Source organism: Bacillus sp. ok061 (genome assembly GCF_900108285.1).
GTDB classification, from domain to species: Bacteria; Bacillota; Bacilli; order Bacillales; family Bacillaceae_G; genus Bacillus_A; species Bacillus_A thuringiensis_S.
The window spans coordinates 56,191-74,953 of the sequence record NZ_FNUW01000022.1 but is presented as its reverse complement, the minus strand read 5'-3'; the positions used below and the strand labels follow the sequence as shown (position 1 = coordinate 74,953).

Genomic DNA, 18,763 nt, shown 5'->3' with positions numbered 1-18,763 from the left:
AATTTAGGAGGGGATTTATAATGAAAAAGGCTTTAGTATTAGGTGCTTCTGGTTCAATGGGTTATGCAATTGTAAACGAATTATGTGGCCGAGGGATTCATGTGGTTGCTTTTGCAAGAAATAAGGAGAGATTAGGTGCATTATTTTCTGGGAACAAACATGTAGAAGTTGTAGCCGGCGATGTATTTATAAAAGAGGATATAATGAATGCTGCTAAAGATGTTGATATTATATTTCATGCTGTAAATATTCCGTATTCAGATTGGGAGAAACAGCAAGAGAAATTATTAATAAATATATTAGAGGTATCGAAACATTACGGTATCAAAATAGGAATAGTTGATAATATTTATGCGTATGGAAGGCAAGGGGAAGGGCTTGTAAAAGAAGAGGCTAAAAAGAGACCACACACAAAGAAAGGGAAGATTCGTTTACAACTTGAAGAGTTGGCAAAACAAGCTAATGTACGAATGTTTATTGCTCATTTCCCAGACTTTTATGGTCCAAATGCAGAAAGCACACTTGTTCATCATACATTAAAGGGAATACTTGCAAATAAAATGTCTAGCTTTGTTGGAGATAAAAAGATTGCCCGTGAATATATTTTTACACCAGATGGTGCAAAAGCAATGGTTGAATTAGCTTTACATGATGAGGCCTATGGACAAAATTGGAACATACCAGGTTATGGTGTTATTACAGGTGAGGAAATGATTCAACACATACGGGAATTAACGGGATATACCAAACGAGTAATAACTGTAAAAAGAGGAATGATCCAGTTTATTGGTCTGTTTGATAAGCAGATGAAAGAATTTATGGAAATGCTATACTTGACGGAAAAACCAATTGTATTAAGCGGGGAGAAATATGAGAGGTGTATCGGGGATATACCAAAAACTTCGTATTATAATGGGCTAAAAGAAATGATTATATCTATGCAAAAAAGGGTGTGTAAATGTTAGTATATAAAAAAGTTACTTCTACCTACAGAAGTAACTTTTTTGTTATGCCTTTTGTTTAACTTCACTAACTTTCTTTTCAGCTACAATAAAATGCGGTCTACGTTTTGTTTCATAATAAATACGACCGATATATTCACCAATAACACCTAGGAATATGAGTTGAATACCGCCAATAAATAGTATAGCGGAAATGAGAGTAAAGTAACCAGGAACTTCCACACCACCAAGGATAATTTGAACGAACGTAGTGATTACATATAAAAGTCCAAAAATGGTTGTTAGTAATCCAAGATATATAGATAGACGTAACGGTTTATTATTGAATGAAATTACACCATCAATTCCGTAATTTAATAATTTCGAGAAGGTCCATTTACTTTCTCCATCAGAACGTAATACATTTTCATATTCAATGATCAATTCGTTATAACCAATCCAAGAGAATAAGCCCTTTGAAAATCGGTTGTACTCACTTAAAGATACTAATGAATCCACTGCTCTTCGACTTAAAAGTCTAAAGTCACCAATACCATCTACTAATTCAATATCTACAAACTTATTCATCACCTTATAGTAAAGACGAGAGACGAAAGAGCGAACGGGTGAATCACCGGTTCTTGTCCTTTTTGCAATGACTTGGTCGTAGCCGTCGTTATATCCTTCTAACAGTTCTTTTATTAACGTAGGAGGGTGTTGTAAGTCAGCATCCATAATAACAATGGCATCGCCTGTAGCGTATTTTAAACCAGCTAACATTGCAGCTTCTTTTCCGAAGTTTCGACTAAACGATATATAGTGTACCGATGAATCTGAACTAGCTAAATCACGTAAAATATTTAATGTATCATCTTTACTACCATCATTAACAAAAACAAATTCATAATCGGTAGTTAATTTATGAATTTCAAGAGAAGTCTCTGAATAAAAGGCTCGAAGCACCTTTTCTTCATTGTAGCATGGTACAACGATTGAAAGAGTCATTTTTGACACTCCTTGTTTGTAGTGGGTTAAAACAATGTTATGCGTTCTATCCAATTGGATAGCTTCATGATTCATTGATTGCTCATTATTGCTTTTTAAAAGAAAATTTTCGTCGTGCTTTTGGATTTGTGAAAATTAGTAAAGCTACACAAATAATTAGTGAAATGATTGATATAATCATACCTAATTTGAAGTAAGGTGTAACGTAATTCATTTCGATTACATGTGAGCCTTTTGTAATGGGAACACCGATAAAGGCAGAATTCGCTTTCGTAAATTCCTTTTCTTTTCCATCAACTTTTATAGTCCAACCTTTACTATATGGAACAGATAAATATAGGAGCCCGTCTTTATTTGAGTTGATATCCCCTTTTAAATAATTGTTCTTATAATAAATATTTTCAAGCCTATTTTCAGTTAATTTTTTTGTTTCTTTTTGTACACTTTCATAGTTTACGATATTTGCTTGTAAGTCACCTAATTCATACTCACCTGCCATATCAATAGAGATAGTTAGGTTTTCTGGACGCTCATTGCCTAAATTGTAAACAAATCTTTCTAACGGATACGAGTATGCACCAGCATCGTCACCTTTTCCAATCGTTTTTCCATTAACAGTTGCATTGAATGTACCTGTATTTTTCAATTTTAATTCTATCAGTAGGTCACCAGGCGTATTAGGATAATGGATAGGTACGATCATATTTCCAAAGCCATGAACAATTAGTTTGTTTCCTTCTTTTACCATGTTTTCGAATTTTGCTTTTTCCGTTTTAATAGATACTGCCTTTGATTTAAGGTCTTGTTTATTAAAATGGTTTAATGAAAATTCTTTTGTATTATTAACGACAACAGCATGTAATAATAATTGATCACGCTGAGCGAAGTTTAATTTAGAAAACTCTTCTTCACTTATAGCCGAATCATATACATACCCTAACGGTAAGGCATAGTCATTTTTGTAAATATTATATGGTCCTACTTGCTGTAATAGTTTATATCCATAAGGTACATTCTTTGGATCTGTATCAGCACTTAATACGCGATATTTTATACCTAGCATATTTTCAAGTAGTAGTCGACTATCAGCTTGATAAAACATTGAAGGTGTATCGTACATTTGGAATACGCCATATTTATTTTTCATAAAGTCATGGACATAATAATTAACCAAGCTTTGATACGTACTTACGCCATGATATCCTTGTAGCATTGGTGTGTTATATTCACTATATGGATTAAGAATACGATAAAAGTCTTTATCATTTTCTTGTATGTAGCGAATTGCAGCAATTTCTTCTTTATTATCATAGCCTGGTTCGTGTAACTTTTCAGTTGAAATCTGGCTCTGTCCGTAAACGGTACTAAGTATATTATTCGCATACATATAATTCATAGAAATTGTGCTAACGAGTATGTTCAATACAACTAAAAATTGTATGAAGGGTTTAGAAATATAACGCCATAAACATACTGTAATAACAGAAAGAACGACAGTTCCGAGTAAAATGTTATCAACGTCTTGTAAAGGTTTATCAGTTACATTTATATTTGCTTTTCTATAAAATGCATAAATGAATAATCCAATAGACACTAATAAACTTATTAGATAAGGTAATTTGTAGTCTTTCTTATGAATAATCATCCAATCTAGAATGTATGCAATTGTTTGGGCAATGACAAATACAAATAAATAAAACCATCTAGATTGCATTGCTGAAAAACCATTAAATACAGAATATGTATATGGAAGCATAAACAGAATGAACATGAATAACGTAAAGAATACTTTATTTTTAACGAGTTTATCACGTATAAACATTCCAAATACGATTAAGAATAAAATTAAAGCTGGTAAAGCCAGTTGATGATTTTCAGCACTATACATGAAGAAAATATTTTCCATTAAATCTTTATAAAATTTATCTTCAAATAATAGTGGTATCTCAAACTTTTTTGATAGTCGATCGGCGCTAAATACGGCATTAACTGATGGGAGGAAGCAAACGGCGGCTAAACCGAGTGATAGTCCGTACAATAAGCCGATTCTAATATAATAAGTTAGAAAAGAGCCAATCGTTTTATTTTGTTGTGTCGCAAAGTATTGGAATAATGCATAAATGAATATGAAAATACTTGTGATAAAAGCAAAATAAAAGTTTGATGCTAACATTAAAGTAGCAGCGATTAGGAAAAGTCCGCGCTTCTTTTCAATAATATATTTATCAAGTCCCCATATTACTAATGGTAAAAATACAATGGCATCAGCCATGAAATCCCATAGTAAAGAGTGGCGGATGAAAGTAATACAGCCACCATATATAATAGCAGCAACAAAAGATGAGAATGCTGTTTTATTATGGTAACGTAAAGAGCCATACATGAATAACATAGCTAAAAAGTTTTTTAAAATACTCATGTATAATTTCACGTCATAAACTTGCTCAAGACTTAGTTTAGGTAGTAACAGTGTAATCCAGAAAAATGGTGATGTGCTGTAATAATAACTAAACTCTCCAAATAAATCTCCACCTAACCCATAATCAAAAGACCAGAAAAGGTTGCCATCTTTAAAGGCATGTTGCAGAAGAAACGTAAAGAAGCCAAATTGGCGTAATGCATCCCCTGTACCAGAAAAGGCTTGATTAGATGTTAAAAAGAAATAATGAAAAGCAAAAGCACACAATAATAATATTGGCATAATTATTATCGTTTTCTTGGAAAAGAACTTATTATTCGGCTTTATGCTCATAAAAATTGATAATCCTCCTTTAAAAGTTGTTATCATGTAGCAACTAGTTTTTAGGTAGCATATAAAAACACACCAATTTTTAAAGGTGTGTTCTTTAGTTTTAACATGAGAAAATATATATTTTTGTTGAAGCATATATATTTTTACAGGCGTTGAAATTCATAGTTTACATGTAATTTAGTATAAGGCATTTTCAGAAAGTAAGTCAATTTGACCTGGAATATATAGAATTTTTTTACTGAAGAAAAATGGTAGTATATAAAAAACAAAAAGCTTTTCCATTTTTAAATAGGAAAAGCTTTTTGTTTTTAAGCATGTTTGCGAATGAGCTTTTGTTTTATAAACCCTAAAACGAACCCACGTATTTGAGGGTCAATTAAAACCCCGATTATACCGTATAGTATACCAGTAAGCGTTAAAGCAACTAATGGTGGTAAGTTGATTAATGCAATTCGGTATATACCGTAACTAATAATAAAGGCTAAGGAATTAAATATAATTCCTTTAACTAATAATTGCATGCCTTTACGAATAAAGAGTGTAAATCCGATTAATAGTGTAATTTCGGTAAGGATAGCTGCGGCAGCTGCCCCCATCATTCCATATTTACTACCTAATACAATATAACCTATGATAGCAACAACTAATCCAATAGTCATTGTTGTTGCGCGTTTCCATTGCTGGCCAATTGTTGTTAAATTGTCGGCTAGTGGATAGTTAATTGATTGTAAAATAACCATAAACGCTAAAATAGCAAGAGCGTCACCAGCGGGGGCGTACTTTTCTCCTAATAAACTAACAATCCAGAAACTTGGATCAGCAATAAAGGGGATAGAAATTCCCATTCCTAAAAAAGACATAAGTTTTAATTCAAAACTTGATAATTTCCTATGTTCTTCAATGTTTTTCTCATTACCAAAAGCAAAAAGCCTTGGATAAAAGGCAGCTGCAATTACTCCCGGTATTTGATATAGTACAGCTGGTATTTTAGATGCAGCACCAAAGAATCCAACTTGATTATATGTTGAAACCTTTTCTAAGATAATAGGCCCCAATTGTGGTAAGAGCATAATGATGATTCCATTGATTGTGAAAATAAGTAGTTGATCTAAAATACCTTTATCCCAACCCTTATGGACTTTCGTATAGCGTATTGTCATTATAAAGGCGATAACACCTGTTACAAGACTAGATACCCCGTACATGGCAGCAACCATCATAAGTGACCATTGGAAAGACATCCCTAGTAATAGGGCAGCAGCAGCTGTTACACCTTGTAGTACAGAAATAATAGCTGTAAATTGCATGCGTTCTGTTACTTGGAAGTAAGCCATCCCAACACCTTGTAAGGTTGCTCCGAACATTGTTGGTAGAACAACCCAATATACCATCGCACGTAAGTAAGCATCGGGATAGAAGAACTGGGCAAAAATAGCGAAAAGTACAGAAATTACGATAGCTAATATTAAACGAATACGTAAATAACTACTTATTAGCACGCTAATATTAGCATCGCTTCTCGTTCCTTCACGCATAAACGTATGTGTCAAACCTGCATCTGTAAAGTAACAAATAACAGCTGAAACTGCTAACGCAGTTGTAAACATACCGTAATCACTTGGAGAAACATATCTTGCAAAGAAAATGGTTGCAATAGCCAGTACAAAACGGACAGTAATGTTTCCTACAAAGAGGTAGGATGCGTTTTTTAGAATTTTATTTGTTTTCATGAGAAAGGACCTTTCTATTCTTTAGGACCGGATTAGCTTGTCCTATTTGTAAATTTGATTTGTTCACAGAAAGAGAGAGTATCGTTATATTTTCAGTTTAAGAAAACAGAAATTTAATTCGGATAAACCAAAGCATTGCATATAGCTTTTTACTACGCTTTCCATTTTTTGAATAGATTTTACGGCAATATTTCTTGATATCTTTTTTGATTAATTGAACTTGTGATTTATCTAATTGAGAGTTTTCTTTAATATATATACAAGCGTTATTGATGACTGTATAAGGGAATAAATAAGTCTCAAGAATTTCAATAAGTGACTGAGAATCTTTTGTAATGAAATCTTGAGATTTATTATGTACCCAGTCCTTCATACGATTGAATACTTCCAGCTCTTTTGTTGTTTTTAATTCATAATCTTTATATTTAGAAGAAAGATTTCCTTCTGATAAGATTCTATAATATGTTAAGTATTCATCGACATAACATACATTTGTCACACTCATAAGTTTAAATAAAAACTCCAAATCTTCGCCCCAACTACATCCTGGTGTAAAACGAATGTTATGATCCATTACGATGGATCGTTTGAAAATCCAAGTACTTGTTTGAGCAACAACCTGATGTGTTAGGAATGCTTTTGCCATATCGCCTTTAATAAAGTTTGTTGTATGCTCAACCTTCTCGCCTGTTTCTTCGTAGAAATTCATATAACCACAATAGCACGCGTCCATGTTGTTTTTTTGCATACTTTCGACTTGCTTCTCAATTTTAGTTGGATGCCATAAGTCATCACTGTCAAGGAAAGCGACATATTCTCCGCTAGCACTTTCGATACCTGTATTACGAGCTACCGAAACACCTTGGTTTTTTTGATGAACGTATTTTACTTGCCCTGGATATTTTTCGGCAAGGTTTTTCACGATAGAAGGTGATTGATCTTTACTTCCATCATCTACAATTACAATTTCAATGTTTTTATATGTTTGATCTAGTATTGACTGCATCGTTTCTTCAATATATTTTTCCGTGTTATACAGAGGTATGACAACAGAAACAAGTTGCTTTTGTTCCATCATAGAATTTTTATCTCCTCAAGTTTTTTATGTCTTGCACCATATATACAAGCCCTTTGAAAGGGAGAAGATTACAAGAACATCTGTATAAGTTTAACGCATATAAACTTTGTAAATCAACTTTCTATTGTTGTACTTTGTATAAAAAGTATTTATTATAGAACGTATTGTGTTGTAAAAATATAGAAAATATTTTGAAGATTATGTATCTGAAGGGAGAAGATGAGATGTTAGGGCGATTTACTCGCAAATCTAATATAGTCCTTTTAGGGATTATTATGATTGTCGGGTTTGCACTTCGTTTTGCAACTTTACAAACACATGGTGCAGATCTATCTATAGCTAGCGATGATATAGGTTATCAAAAAACGGCAAATATTTTATTGGAAACAGGGATGTTAACATACCATGAACCAGATAAACCAACGATTCATATTATGCCGGGTTTTCCAGCCTTATTAGCTACTGTATTTTACTTTTTTGGAAATGGCAGTGAAGGTCTTTTTGTAGCCAAATTAATCATTATTCTATTAGGGGTACTTAGTATTTTGCTAACTTATAAGATTGGTACTTATTTATTGAATCCTGCTGCAGGATTAATAGGTGCTTTCTTATTAGCTGTGTATCCTCCAGAGATTGTTATGGAAAATTTAACTTTAACAGAAGGGCCGTTTCTATTCCTTTCATTAGGATTAGTATATTGGAGTTTAAAATTAGCTGATACTCATAAAACGAAACATCTTCTGATTGTATTAATTTTCTATTTTTTAGCACTGTACCTCCGCGTACAAATTGCATTATATCCAATCTTACTATTTGGGTATCTTTTAATGAAACGCTATCCATTCCGGATTATGATGAAGCAGGCGATTATAAGCATAGGAATAGGACTTATCGTACTTGGACCATGGTGGGCCCGCAATTACATTCAATTTGATAAATTTATCCCACTAACTGCTGGGGCAGGGAATCCGTTATTACTTGGAACGTATCAAGGGAAAGGCTACCCAGAAGGTAAGGATATGGGGGAACTTGAAATAGAATTACATGCAAAGTACCCTAATCTTGAAGCACATGAATTTATGGAGTTAGAAGAAAAAATAGCGATTGATAAAATGAAAGAATGGTGGAAAACGGATAAGGGCTCTATGATAGAGAGTTATTTAGTCTTGAAACCAGAAATTCTTTGGAAAAAACCGTATTATTCTATAGAGCATAATATTGAAGTATTCAATGTTTCTGCAAAGGATATGAATGAAATATATAATTTTATTAAGACGATGTTTTTAATATGTACAGTACTCTCATTTATTTTCCTTTTAAAAAGATGGAGAGAGACTACATTTTTATGGTCAATCCTTTTATTGCAAACAGCTTTAACATGTTTTTATGTTGCATATGAACGATATGCATTACCGTTAATACCATTTTTATTTATTATAATTGGAGTCGGTACTGTGGCAACGGTTATGAAAATTAGTAAATTATTAATTAGAAAAAAATAGTTTGAAAGAAAAAACATCTTAATTTTTTTGGAAAATTAAGATGTTTTTTCGTATATATTCATATTTAAATAGGGAACTATTCGTTATCAGTTTCAGTTTGCGTTACGTTTAATTTTTGCTTTAATAACGCATAATCTTGCGTTAATGTTACAAGTTGATGATGTAATTTAGAAATTTTTCTTGTTAAGTCAAAAATTAAGATGAAACAGAATAATAGTCCAAATAAAAATAAAACAGATGGAGGATATTCTACGTGTAATAGTTGTCCAATCCAATTTATAATTTTTTCAGTAGAACTTAAAATTGCCATTGAAACACAAACGAAAATCCATAAAATGGCATATTTAGTTTCTAAAGCTCCACGACGAATGGAATTAATAATTAATAAAAATAATAATAGAATGAAGATAAATGAAAAGGTAATTATAGGCATTTATTATCAACCTTTCACAATTTTTTGCATCAATATAGCAAGACTTACTTTAATCATGTAATATGCAGATTTAAGAGGTGTAATAGAAGATTGTCCCCCTTGGCGCTCTTGCATATTTACCGATATTTCATTAATGCGTAATTTTTTCTTTTTTAAATGAATAAGGACTTCTGGTTCTGGATAATCTTTTGGATAATTATGTGCAAAAATCTTAATTACTTCTCGATTGATAGCACGATACCCAGAAGTTGGATCCATAAAGGTTTGTTTTGTTAGTACTTTCAGTAGAGCAGTAAAATAAAAAATACCAACTCTTCTGGAAATACTACCTTTATAGGCTGTTTTCTCTGTAAAACGTGAACCTAGCACCATATCGCATTGGTCTTCAGCAATAGGTTTTATAATTTTGTACAAGTCATCAGGATTATGTTGCCCATCAGCATCGAACTGAATTGCAATATCATATCCATTCTCATATGCGTATTTATAACCAGTTTGTACAGCTGAGCCAATACCTAGATTATATGGTAAGTTCACAAGGTGAACAGGAAAATCATTTACGATTTGAGCTGTTTTATCATGTGATCCATCATTAATAACGCAAATGCTTAATTCTGTAAAATGCTGTTTTAGTTTTAATAATCTTGTTAATGTATCCGCAATTGCTTCTTCCTCGTTATACGCAGGAATAATAATTAACGTTTTTGGTATTGAAATTGGTACCTCAATAGACATTATCGCACCATCCCTTATATACTTAATTATATTATAGTTATTTTTAAACGAACCTTATCTAATATACCATTAATAGTATAGCAAAATAAAGGAAAAACTGGTGGGTTATTTTAGGAGACAAACAGTAAATAAAAGATAAGAGCTGGAATTTTTTACAATAAAAAATACATGCAAGGATGAAATAAACCTGTGCATGTATGAAGTGAGGTATCATATTATATATTCCATGGCTTACTTAAAGTTAAAACTTCAGCCATCTCTTTACTTTTTAAACGTCCCTTTTTTCGGCTTTCCGCGCGTTCTGAACCGGTTGTGTGTAACCAATGTTCTTCCTGAGTTTCAGGGAGTACTTGTGGTACGGACGAAGGTTTTCCATCTTTTATTGCCACAAATGTAATGAAGCAAGTAGCAGCAATTCTACGCTCGCCTGCTAATAAATTTTCTGCGATTACTTTTACGAAAACTTCCATTGAAGATTTCCCTGTATAACATACAAATGCTTCATAACAAACCGAATCAGCTTGGTGAATTGGAGTTAAAAAATCAACTGAATCAATAGATGCTGTTACGCAATGTTTACGACTATGTCTTGCAGCCGCAATTGAAGCAATACTATCAATTTCTGCTAATAATTTCCCTCCAAAAAGTGTTTGGTGATTATTTAAATCGTTAGGAAAAACACGTGTTGTCTTAATTGCTTTAGATTCTCGCATGAATTTCTTTTCCATATATTCAGCCCCTATAGTCTGTTTTCAATCAGAATAATATGTGTAAGCGGATTACTCATATTAGATATTTAATGAAGTAAAGTGTATTCCAAAAGAGGATTATTTAAACTTCTCTATTTGTATTCATGTAACTGAAAGAAAATTTATTTTATCTAAAATGTAGTGTAAAAGAGGATTCGCTTACATTGCAAGTAAAAAGTAATGACTATGTATTTGTCATAGAATTTCCCTATCAGCCGTGTACCCATTCATGATAGAATCGTTTTGTTATGAATGGAAATAGAGGTGCAATGGACATATGAATCATATACAAACAAATTTTTCATCTTTCTTCAATAAAATTACGATCGGTGCGATGCTCGCATTTTTTGTTTATAGTTGTTGGGCAGCATTTGAGACAAGTAAGCAATTTTTTGGGGGAAGTACAACAAGTGTAACAATCATATTGGCAATTTTCGTCATACTCATTTTGTTAGTGGCATCAATTCTACAATATCGTTTTACAGATAAACAATTTCTTATTTTTCTTATAAGTGTATCTATAGTTGTGAGGCTTAGTATGCTGTTATTTGTAGATGCTCCAATAATTGGTGATATGAAAGTGATGTATGAGTCTGCAAAGCAGATTGCAATTGGTAATAATATAGGGACTGTAACTCATTTGCCTTTTATTATATATGAGTCAGTAATTATTCGTATATTTGGTGATACATTATTCGCTTTACAACTATTTAATGTGTTATTTTGCGCAGGAACCGCATTTTTTATTTATCGTATTGCGGCAATGGTTTTTGGAGAAGAATGCGGTCGTATTGCTTCTATATTTTATGCCCTGTATATTCCAAATATATTCATGAGTTCCGTATTAACTCCTGAGTCACTTGCAATATTTTTATTTTATTTTGCTTGTTACATACTTTTATATAAAGGATTAGATCATCCTTATATGTGGGTGTTTTCAGCGATTTTATTTGCAGTTAGTAATATGATTTTCCCAATGGGATTATTTCTTCCTATTTTTATCACTGTATATGTATTATTAATTGAATTGTTTCAATCAACAACGAAACAAAAAGTGTTACTAAAGATGATAGGGATACTTATTCTATTTTATAGTGCTCATTTTGTTGTGAATTATGGAATTAAGGCAATGGGACTGTCACAATATACGATTACGAATGAGGCGTATGTTCAATCTGTCTTAATTGGAAAAACGCAACATGAGGAAAAAATATCGGAAAATCAAAGTGTAACAGAGCATATTGATCAAAAGTTAAAAGAGATTGAGGGAGAAAGATTTAAACTTTTAGAACCGATGATAAATCAGTTTTCAGATGAGGGGATAAATTCTATTCTTTTCAAATGTGAAAAACTGATATATATAGCCGTAACATTGTTTATGACTATAGCCCTATTACACTTCCTTATTAAGAAACAACAAAATGAGGGATATATGTTGTTCTTATTTTTAATTAGTGGCTCCGTATTGTTAAGGCTCTTCCAAGTAGATATGGCATATTACAATGTAATTATGCCGGCATTGTTTATTTTGCAGAGCTTTGGTGTTTATATGAGTTATGTGTATTGTCAAAAAATATTTTTCAGAAAATAAAAAGAATCCATTCTGGATTCTTTTTTTGATGGAAGATGAAATTTAGTAGTCAGTGCAGATGAAAAGTATGCCTGACCTGAATTTTATCCCGCTATTTTCCGGACAGTAAGACCCCCACCTCAAAATTCAGCGAAAGCAAAGAAGTTAGGTGGGGGCCCTGCTGCCCGTAAAAGCCTGATTGGTGAGGGCTAATAATCAGTGGGGATGAACAAAACCCCCACTGATTAAAGTTTCACTTTATCTTATCGATTTAGTTCTAGTTGCAAACTATCGGCTGTTAGAGCCATTTGTGAGGAATCATCTTGAATTCCTTTCATTACTTGTGAAATAGCTTGTAGCTCATGTTCAATTTTCTTATTCTGTTCTTTTGAGTTAGACATATCTTTTACAATTTCTTGGAAATATCGATCTGTTGCCGACATACTATCCGTTCCTTCCGATACGAGAGAGCTAATTTGTTTCACGGAAGACGAGACACGGGTAATTTGTTCATTTGTTTTTTCGACGAGCTTTGTAACGTTAAATATAGATTCTTTCGTTTGCTCTGATAATTTTCGGATTTCACCAGCAACAACAGAAAACCCCTTCCCAAATTCTCCAGCACGTGCAGACTCGATAGCAGCATTTAGTGCGAGTAAATTTGTTTGCTCCGCGATCGATTTAACGATATCTATGATTTCGTTAATTTTATTAGAAATATCGAGAAGTTCATGAGTATCTGTAATAATCGTTTCCATATTCATTTGAATAGATCCCATTCGTTTGTTTTGCTGGTTTAATTGTTCTTTCCCTTTATTCGCTTTTTCTTCAGATGTTGTAGCTAATGATGTACCTGTTTTAGCGATCTCTACAATAGTTTCAGACTTAGCGGTTAGTTTTTGAATAGAAGAGCTTGTCTTTTCAGATACAGCAGCTAGTTCTGTTGCGATATGCGTAATTGTCATAGCAGTTAGTTCTTTTTCTTTCTCATGCTCTTTTTGCATTCTTTCATATTCAGATTCATAAGCTGCAAGAACAAGTTCTTGTTCAAGAGTGAATAATTTATTTATGACATTTATAGAATAGGAAAAATCATCGATTGTTGTTATTTTTGTTTGCAAAATCTTCATGATAGAGCGGAATAATTCTTGATAAGCAGCAGTATACCATTTTCGATGTAAGCCAATTTGTACATGTCTTTTGGCAATCCTAACACGCTGTTCAATAAAATCTTCATGCATATTGCCGCTGAATAATTCTTTAATATGTGTTTTTAAAGTTTGCTTTAGTTTTGAAATAGAGCTGTAACGTTCAATAATAGTAATTAAATTAGGTTGTTTTGTAATGTTGGCATAGAATTTTTCAGTAATCCAATCAATTTCTGCATAAATAAAAGGCTGTAGTACTTTTACAACTTGTAAATCTTCTTTTGAAATGTGTAGCATATCCATTTGAATTTTCAGTTCAGAATTAGTAGGTACATTAAAAGTTATTTGTTGGTCCTTACTTAATTCGATTATACTGGCGTTTGTTTTATTAATATTTTTTTTGAAAACCCCAAGCATCATTCTTCCCCCTGTGTATAAAACGTTTTCAATTTTAAAACTAATATAGAGTAATTATATATGCTTATATATAATTACTCTATATTAGTTCGTAGAATAGTATATAAATTAAGAGAATTCTAGATAGAATTCTCTTAATGGCCTTTATTAATTTTAGCATGTGTTTTAAAGAAAACAGGGAAATGCACATTATATATTACAGTGACGACACGAATAACGAATGTTACTAATAAACAAACATAGAAAGCTAATACGTGCGCCCCCATAGCGTATGTGATTAGGAAGCTAATTGCTCCTAAGATAGAAGCGATTGCGTAAATCTCTTTTCGGAATACGTAAGGGATATCTTGAGCACAAATGTCACGCAAAATACCGCCTCCAATACCTGTAATGACTCCCATTGAAACAACTAGAAATGAGGCGTCAACATGATGTGACATTGCCGCATTTGCACCAATAGCTGTAAAAACGCCTAAGCCAACAGCATCAGAAAGCATAATAACGACTTGAAGCTTATTGATGCGCTCAAAAAACATACAAGTAAATAATGCTGATAATACACTTACGAAAAAGTAAATGGGTTTTACAAATGCGACAGGGGGCAGGTTACCAATCATGATATCACGAATAATACCGCCGCCGAGCGCAGTAGCTACAGCTAAACAAAGGACACCAAATAAATCTAAATCTTTTTTTAAACCAACTAATGTACCAGAAATGGCAGCGGCGATAATGCCAAGAAACGTAAATATATCGATTAATAACATGGCCTTAATCCCTTCCTCTTAAAGATGTTCCAGAGAAAAAATATACACTAAAGTATTGGAAATAACAATTACTTTTCGCTACATGTAGAAAAACGGATAAAATACATAAAGAAAGCGTTTGAAAATGTTTGGAAATTAGCCATAAAGTAATTTGAAAAAGATATGAAAAGATCAATTTTACATTTTTTGATGTTTTATAGTTGGTAAAATGTTACAGTGGTAGGTACGCTGATTATATTTGCATAAAATGATAAAAAAATATGTATATACTGCCAAAAATAAGGGGATGGTTGTTAGATAGCTTTTGTAAAAATGGGGGAGTATAGCTAAAGGACGGTAATTTCTATTACTGATTAATACTTATCCGGGCTAGTTTTAGCTGGAAAAATAGTTCTCGATTTGAATATGAGTTATGTTATAATTGCTAGGTGTGTTTGAACGATAAAAAATTATGATTAAAAGATAATGTTAAGATTTTGTATGGAGGTCTTGGAATGTTAGCAAATCAAGCTAGGGTTAGATTTGAGCATTTTTTGCTCTTTTTTATTATTTTACAGCCTGTTTTAGATTTATTAACGTCTCTTAGCATCACTTTATTAAAATCAAATGCTACCGTTGGAATTTTAGTAAGATTCCTTATTATGGCTGTTGGTGGTATTTACATTTTAATTCAGGCAAAAGAGAAGGAAAATAGAAAGTTTTTAATTTATCTTATATTATTAGCCGGAGTTTTAGGGATAGGATTTATTAATAACAAACTAGTTAAAAATCCTATTGTACTTGGTGAAGAAGTTAAATTCGTTGCGAAAGCATTATATATATATATCATGCTGGGATCATACATTTTAGCTTTAAAATCATTGAAAAAGACAGTTAATATTAGTGATAAGGTTCGAAATAGTATTGTATATTCTACATTAATCATTAACGCAATTATGGTTATTTCTATTTCAACATCTACTGATTTTGGTAGTTATGAATGGATGAAGGTTGGTTCTCGAGGTTGGTTCTATGCAGGGAATGAACTAGGTTCAATCTTAGCTATTATTTTCCCTATTGTGGTACTATATTCTATTCAAAAAACAAAGAGCGTGAAGCACGTTTTATATTGGATTCCATCACTTTTAATGATTTATTCGCTAATTCAAGTTGGTACAAAAGTAGGGATGGGCTCAATTGGTGCTACGTTAGCGGCAGCAATCGGGATTATTTTCCTACAATTATTATTTGATAGAAAAAATCCGAACAAAAAATCTCTTGCGCTTAATGCAGTAATTGCTATTGTCCTATTAGCTGGTGTAGTTGGAACATTTAAACAAACACCATTAGCGCAAAATATGGGTATTCACAATAATTATTTAACAGAGCAAAATGTGGCACAACAAGGTCAAAAAGAACAAGAAATTAAAGAGAAGCTGAAAAAAGAGCAAGAACTTAAAGCAAAAGAAGAAAATCATCATAAAGTTGAAAAGCCAGAAGAAAAGGCGAAGATAGAAGAGGAAGTTAAGAAAGAGCTTGAGAAAGAGCAAAAGAAAGAAAATCAAGAAAATCTTATTTTCAGCGGACGTCAAGTATATGAAGAAAGACATAAGCAGTTCTTTAAAGAAGCGCCAATGACACAAAAATTACTAGGAATGGGCTATGCAGGTAACTTTAAATATAATGAACAAAAGCAGCCAGATCCAAAGCTAATCGAAATGGACTTCCACGATTGGTTTTATGATTTTGGAATTATTGGTTTTGTATTACTAATGATTCCATTTGTTTATTACGGCTTAAGAATCCTGCTAGCATTTATTACAAGGTTTAAAGAGATATTTAATATAAAATATGGAATGATCGCAGCAAGCTTATTGTTAGCATTAGGTATTGCTTATATTGCAGGACATATTTTAACAGCACCAGGAGTTGGGATTTACTTTGTAGTGGTGCTAGCTTATCTAATAGTAGACCTAGAAATTGAATGATAAAAATAAAAGCTAACTTTTGTTAGCTTTTATTTTTTAGTACAGTAAAATAAAAATAGCTGGAAACGTAGCGAGGATTTAAAGGAGGAAAAAACATGAGAATATTGCATATGAATGCAGGAGCAGAAGATGGGGGAGGGAAAACACATATTATTTCACTTCTCGATCAGTTTCCAACTGGTGAAGTAGAATTAGCAGTATTTGAAGATGGAATTGTTGCGAAGGAAGCAAGGGAATTAGGGATAAAAGTCCATGTGTTTTCACAAAAATCGCGCTATGATTTATCCATTTTAAAGAATATAAGTGAATTTATTAATAAAGAAAAATTTGATGTAGTTCATACGCATGGTCCTAGGGCTAATTTCTATGTTTCTTTAATGAAAAAGAAAATAAAGGCAAAATGGGTAACGACTATTCATAGTGATCCATTTCAAGACTTTACTAAACAAGGCTTAAAAGGTTGGATTTTTACGAAATTAAATTTGAAAGCCTTAAAAAATATAGACTTATTTTTCGTTGTAACAAATAGATTGAAAAAAAGCCTGGCAGCATTAGGGATTTCAAATGAAAAGATGCATGTTATTTATAATGGAATTGAATACGATAAGGAAAAAGCAGAAGGCTATAATAAAAAAGAAATGTTCAATATTGATGAAGATGTATTTACGGCAATCCAAGTAGCGCGATTACATCCTGTCAAAGGACATGAAGTTTTATTCGATGCGTTACAACAAACAAAATTGGAGAAAATTAAAGTATTATTAGTTGGCGATGGCCCATTAGAAGAAAATCTAAAGTCATTAGCTACTGAAAAAGGGATTAACGATAAAGTAGAGTTTTTAGGACATCGTCAAGATGTAAAACAATTATTTGCGTCGTCACATGTAAATTTATTAACTTCCCATAGTGAAGGGTTCCCACTAGTTTTATTAGAAGCGGCAAATCAACGCGTACCATCAATTGTGACTAGGGCTGGAGAAATTGAACCATTAATCGTAGATGAAACTTACGGATGGATTGTGCCAACAGGTGATGGAAAGGCATTAGCATTAGCTTTAGAAGAAGCGTATGATAAGTGGAAAACGGGAGAATTAGCAGCAATGGGAAAACATATTTATGAGCATGCTACTATGAATTTCTCACTTCAAAAACTATATGAAGATACAAAGGAAACATATAAGCAATTAATAGCGAAAAACTTGTAATGATAGAGAGGATAGTTAACTATGGCAGTACAAACAGTTGATATTCTAGGCGTTCCTTTTTCTACAATGACAATGGATGAAACGGTCCAATATTTAAAAGAACAACTAGAAGCGGAGCGAACTCATACGTTTCAGGTAGTAACAGCAAACCCTGAAATTGTTATGTGCGCAAAAAAGGATGAAAAGTTCTATCAAACATTATTGAATACAGATTTAATTACACCTGATGGTATTGGGGTTGTAAAGGCAAGCGGCATGCTTGGTACACCTTTAAAAGAACGTGTAGCAGGTTTTGATTTAATGTGTAATTTACTTGCGAAGTTATCAGAAGATAGTAAACCAGTATCTGTTTTCTTATTAGGTGCAAAGCCGCATGTTGTACAAGCTGCAGCAGATCATTTAACAAAGACATATTCAGCTGTATCCATCGCCGGTACACAAGATGGTTATTTTAAACAAGAAGACGAAGAGAATATTATTTCTCGCATTCAAGAAGCAAAACCAGATTTATTACTTGTTGCACTTGGTTTCCCGAGACAAGAGAACTTTATCCAAAACAATAAGCAGCGTTTAGAAACGAAAATGGCTGTTGGAGTGGGTGGAAGTTTAGACGTATGGGCTGGAGAGGTAAAACGTGCACCAAAATGGATTCAAGCGATTCATTTAGAGTGGTTTTATAGATTATGCAGTAATCCAACACGCTGGCGTCGTCAGTTAGTATTAGCGGAATTTTTAAAAGAAGTAATGCGTTCGAAAAAGTAGCG

General features: G+C 32.6%; 15 protein-coding genes. 6 read left to right on the top strand and 9 right to left on the bottom strand.

Annotated features, from left to right (window positions below):
* Positions 1–20: 20 nt before the first annotated feature.
* The gene (locus C4S65_RS24095) at positions 21–965 is read left to right on the top strand and encodes an NAD(P)H-binding protein (protein WP_061667936.1); all 945 of its coding nucleotides are present in this window, start codon (positions 21–23) and stop codon (positions 963–965) included.
* 42 nt (positions 966–1,007) lie between these two features.
* On the opposite strand, the gene C4S65_RS24090 is transcribed toward C4S65_RS24095, so the two are convergent.
* The 4 genes from C4S65_RS24090 to C4S65_RS24075 form a co-directional block, all read right to left on the bottom strand.
* Positions 1,008–1,946 carry a glycosyltransferase family 2 protein gene (locus tag C4S65_RS24090; RefSeq protein ID WP_000175828.1) on the bottom strand — a complete coding sequence of 313 codons (939 nt, stop codon included), beginning with the start codon at positions 1,944–1,946 and terminating at the stop codon, positions 1,008–1,010.
* Between the two features lie 85 nt (positions 1,947–2,031).
* The gene (locus tag C4S65_RS24085; protein WP_061667935.1) at positions 2,032–4,698 is read right to left on the bottom strand and encodes a YfhO family protein; all 2,667 of its coding nucleotides are present in this window, start codon (positions 4,696–4,698) and stop codon (positions 2,032–2,034) included.
* A 308-nt stretch (positions 4,699–5,006) separates the two neighbouring features.
* Entirely contained in the window at positions 5,007–6,428 is a 1,422-nt protein-coding gene (locus tag C4S65_RS24080; protein ID WP_000856134.1) for an oligosaccharide flippase family protein, read from the bottom strand.
* A gap of 97 nt (positions 6,429–6,525) precedes the next feature.
* Positions 6,526–7,506 carry a glycosyltransferase gene (locus C4S65_RS24075; RefSeq protein WP_000970532.1) on the bottom strand — a complete coding sequence of 327 codons (981 nt, stop codon included), beginning with the start codon at positions 7,504–7,506 and terminating at the stop codon, positions 6,526–6,528.
* Between the two features lie 224 nt (positions 7,507–7,730).
* On the opposite strand from C4S65_RS24075, the gene C4S65_RS24070 reads away from it, so the two are divergent.
* The gene (locus tag C4S65_RS24070; RefSeq protein ID WP_000901473.1) at positions 7,731–9,008 is read left to right on the top strand and encodes a glycosyltransferase family 39 protein; all 1,278 of its coding nucleotides are present in this window, start codon (positions 7,731–7,733) and stop codon (positions 9,006–9,008) included.
* A 76-nt stretch (positions 9,009–9,084) separates the two neighbouring features.
* Here the strand turns inward: C4S65_RS24070 and C4S65_RS24065 are convergent, their stop codons facing one another.
* From C4S65_RS24065 to C4S65_RS24055, 3 genes are all read right to left on the bottom strand, one after another.
* Complete coding sequence (locus C4S65_RS24065; protein ID WP_001121770.1) at positions 9,085–9,441, bottom strand: DUF2304 domain-containing protein; 357 nt, start codon at positions 9,439–9,441, stop codon at positions 9,085–9,087.
* Positions 9,442–9,447: 6 nt separating this feature from the next.
* Entirely contained in the window at positions 9,448–10,176 is a 729-nt protein-coding gene (locus tag C4S65_RS24060) for a glycosyltransferase family 2 protein (protein ID WP_000021478.1), read from the bottom strand.
* Positions 10,177–10,391: 215 nt separating this feature from the next.
* On the bottom strand, positions 10,392–10,904 hold the full coding sequence (locus tag C4S65_RS24055) for an acyl-CoA thioesterase (RefSeq protein ID WP_000412128.1): 513 nt from the start codon (positions 10,902–10,904) through the stop codon (positions 10,392–10,394).
* A 298-nt stretch (positions 10,905–11,202) separates the two neighbouring features.
* On the opposite strand from C4S65_RS24055, the gene C4S65_RS24050 reads away from it, so the two are divergent.
* On the top strand, positions 11,203–12,516 hold the full coding sequence (locus C4S65_RS24050; protein WP_001015639.1) for a glycosyltransferase family 39 protein: 1,314 nt from the start codon (positions 11,203–11,205) through the stop codon (positions 12,514–12,516).
* Positions 12,517–12,758: 242 nt separating this feature from the next.
* Here C4S65_RS24050 and C4S65_RS24045 read toward each other — a convergent pair whose 3' ends face one another.
* Entirely contained in the window at positions 12,759–14,060 is a 1,302-nt protein-coding gene (locus C4S65_RS24045) for a globin-coupled sensor protein (protein WP_061667932.1), read from the bottom strand.
* Positions 14,061–14,194: 134 nt separating this feature from the next.
* Positions 14,195–14,827 (bottom strand): trimeric intracellular cation channel family protein, encoded by a 633-nt coding sequence (locus tag C4S65_RS24040; protein WP_000924377.1) that lies wholly within the window; start codon positions 14,825–14,827, stop codon positions 14,195–14,197.
* Positions 14,828–15,321: 494 nt separating this feature from the next.
* Here C4S65_RS24040 and C4S65_RS24035 point away from each other — a divergent pair, with 494 nt between their 5' ends.
* The 3 genes from C4S65_RS24035 (at position 15,322) to C4S65_RS24025 (ending at position 18,761) form a co-directional block, all read left to right on the top strand.
* On the top strand, positions 15,322–16,794 hold the full coding sequence (locus C4S65_RS24035; RefSeq protein WP_000880754.1) for an O-antigen ligase family protein: 1,473 nt from the start codon (positions 15,322–15,324) through the stop codon (positions 16,792–16,794).
* A 95-nt stretch (positions 16,795–16,889) separates the two neighbouring features.
* Positions 16,890–17,999 carry a glycosyltransferase family 4 protein gene (locus C4S65_RS24030; protein WP_001221220.1) on the top strand — a complete coding sequence of 370 codons (1,110 nt, stop codon included), beginning with the start codon at positions 16,890–16,892 and terminating at the stop codon, positions 17,997–17,999.
* A gap of 21 nt (positions 18,000–18,020) precedes the next feature.
* Positions 18,021–18,761, top strand: coding sequence for a WecB/TagA/CpsF family glycosyltransferase (locus tag C4S65_RS24025; RefSeq protein WP_000290752.1), 741 nt, complete (start codon positions 18,021–18,023; stop codon positions 18,759–18,761).
* Positions 18,762–18,763: the final 2 nt, after the last annotated feature.

What these genes read in the sequence shown, in the direction of transcription:
- C4S65_RS24065 (WP_001121770.1), bottom strand. Translation starts at nt 9,441, where the DNA reads ATGCCTATAATTACCTTTTCATTTATCTTCATTCTATTATTATTTTTA.
- C4S65_RS24040 (WP_000924377.1), bottom strand. Translation starts at nt 14,827, where the DNA reads ATGTTATTAATCGATATATTTACGTTTCTTGGCATTATCGCCGCTGCC.
- C4S65_RS24030 (WP_001221220.1), top strand. Translation starts at nt 16,890, where the DNA reads ATGAGAATATTGCATATGAATGCAGGAGCAGAAGATGGGGGAGGGAAA.
- C4S65_RS24035 (WP_000880754.1), top strand. Translation starts at nt 15,322, where the DNA reads ATGTTAGCAAATCAAGCTAGGGTTAGATTTGAGCATTTTTTGCTCTTT.
- C4S65_RS24025 (WP_000290752.1), top strand. Translation starts at nt 18,021, where the DNA reads ATGGCAGTACAAACAGTTGATATTCTAGGCGTTCCTTTTTCTACAATG.
- C4S65_RS24075 (WP_000970532.1), bottom strand. Translation starts at nt 7,506, where the DNA reads ATGATGGAACAAAAGCAACTTGTTTCTGTTGTCATACCTCTGTATAAC.
- C4S65_RS24060 (WP_000021478.1), bottom strand. Translation starts at nt 10,176, where the DNA reads ATGTCTATTGAGGTACCAATTTCAATACCAAAAACGTTAATTATTATT.
- C4S65_RS24085 (WP_061667935.1), bottom strand. Translation starts at nt 4,698, where the DNA reads ATGAGCATAAAGCCGAATAATAAGTTCTTTTCCAAGAAAACGATAATA.
- C4S65_RS24080 (WP_000856134.1), bottom strand. Translation starts at nt 6,428, where the DNA reads ATGAAAACAAATAAAATTCTAAAAAACGCATCCTACCTCTTTGTAGGA.
- C4S65_RS24095 (WP_061667936.1), top strand. Translation starts at nt 21, where the DNA reads ATGAAAAAGGCTTTAGTATTAGGTGCTTCTGGTTCAATGGGTTATGCA.
- C4S65_RS24045 (WP_061667932.1), bottom strand. Translation starts at nt 14,060, where the DNA reads ATGCTTGGGGTTTTCAAAAAAAATATTAATAAAACAAACGCCAGTATA.
- C4S65_RS24070 (WP_000901473.1), top strand. Translation starts at nt 7,731, where the DNA reads ATGTTAGGGCGATTTACTCGCAAATCTAATATAGTCCTTTTAGGGATT.
- C4S65_RS24050 (WP_001015639.1), top strand. Translation starts at nt 11,203, where the DNA reads ATGAATCATATACAAACAAATTTTTCATCTTTCTTCAATAAAATTACG.
- C4S65_RS24055 (WP_000412128.1), bottom strand. Translation starts at nt 10,904, where the DNA reads ATGGAAAAGAAATTCATGCGAGAATCTAAAGCAATTAAGACAACACGT.
- C4S65_RS24090 (WP_000175828.1), bottom strand. Translation starts at nt 1,946, where the DNA reads ATGACTCTTTCAATCGTTGTACCATGCTACAATGAAGAAAAGGTGCTT.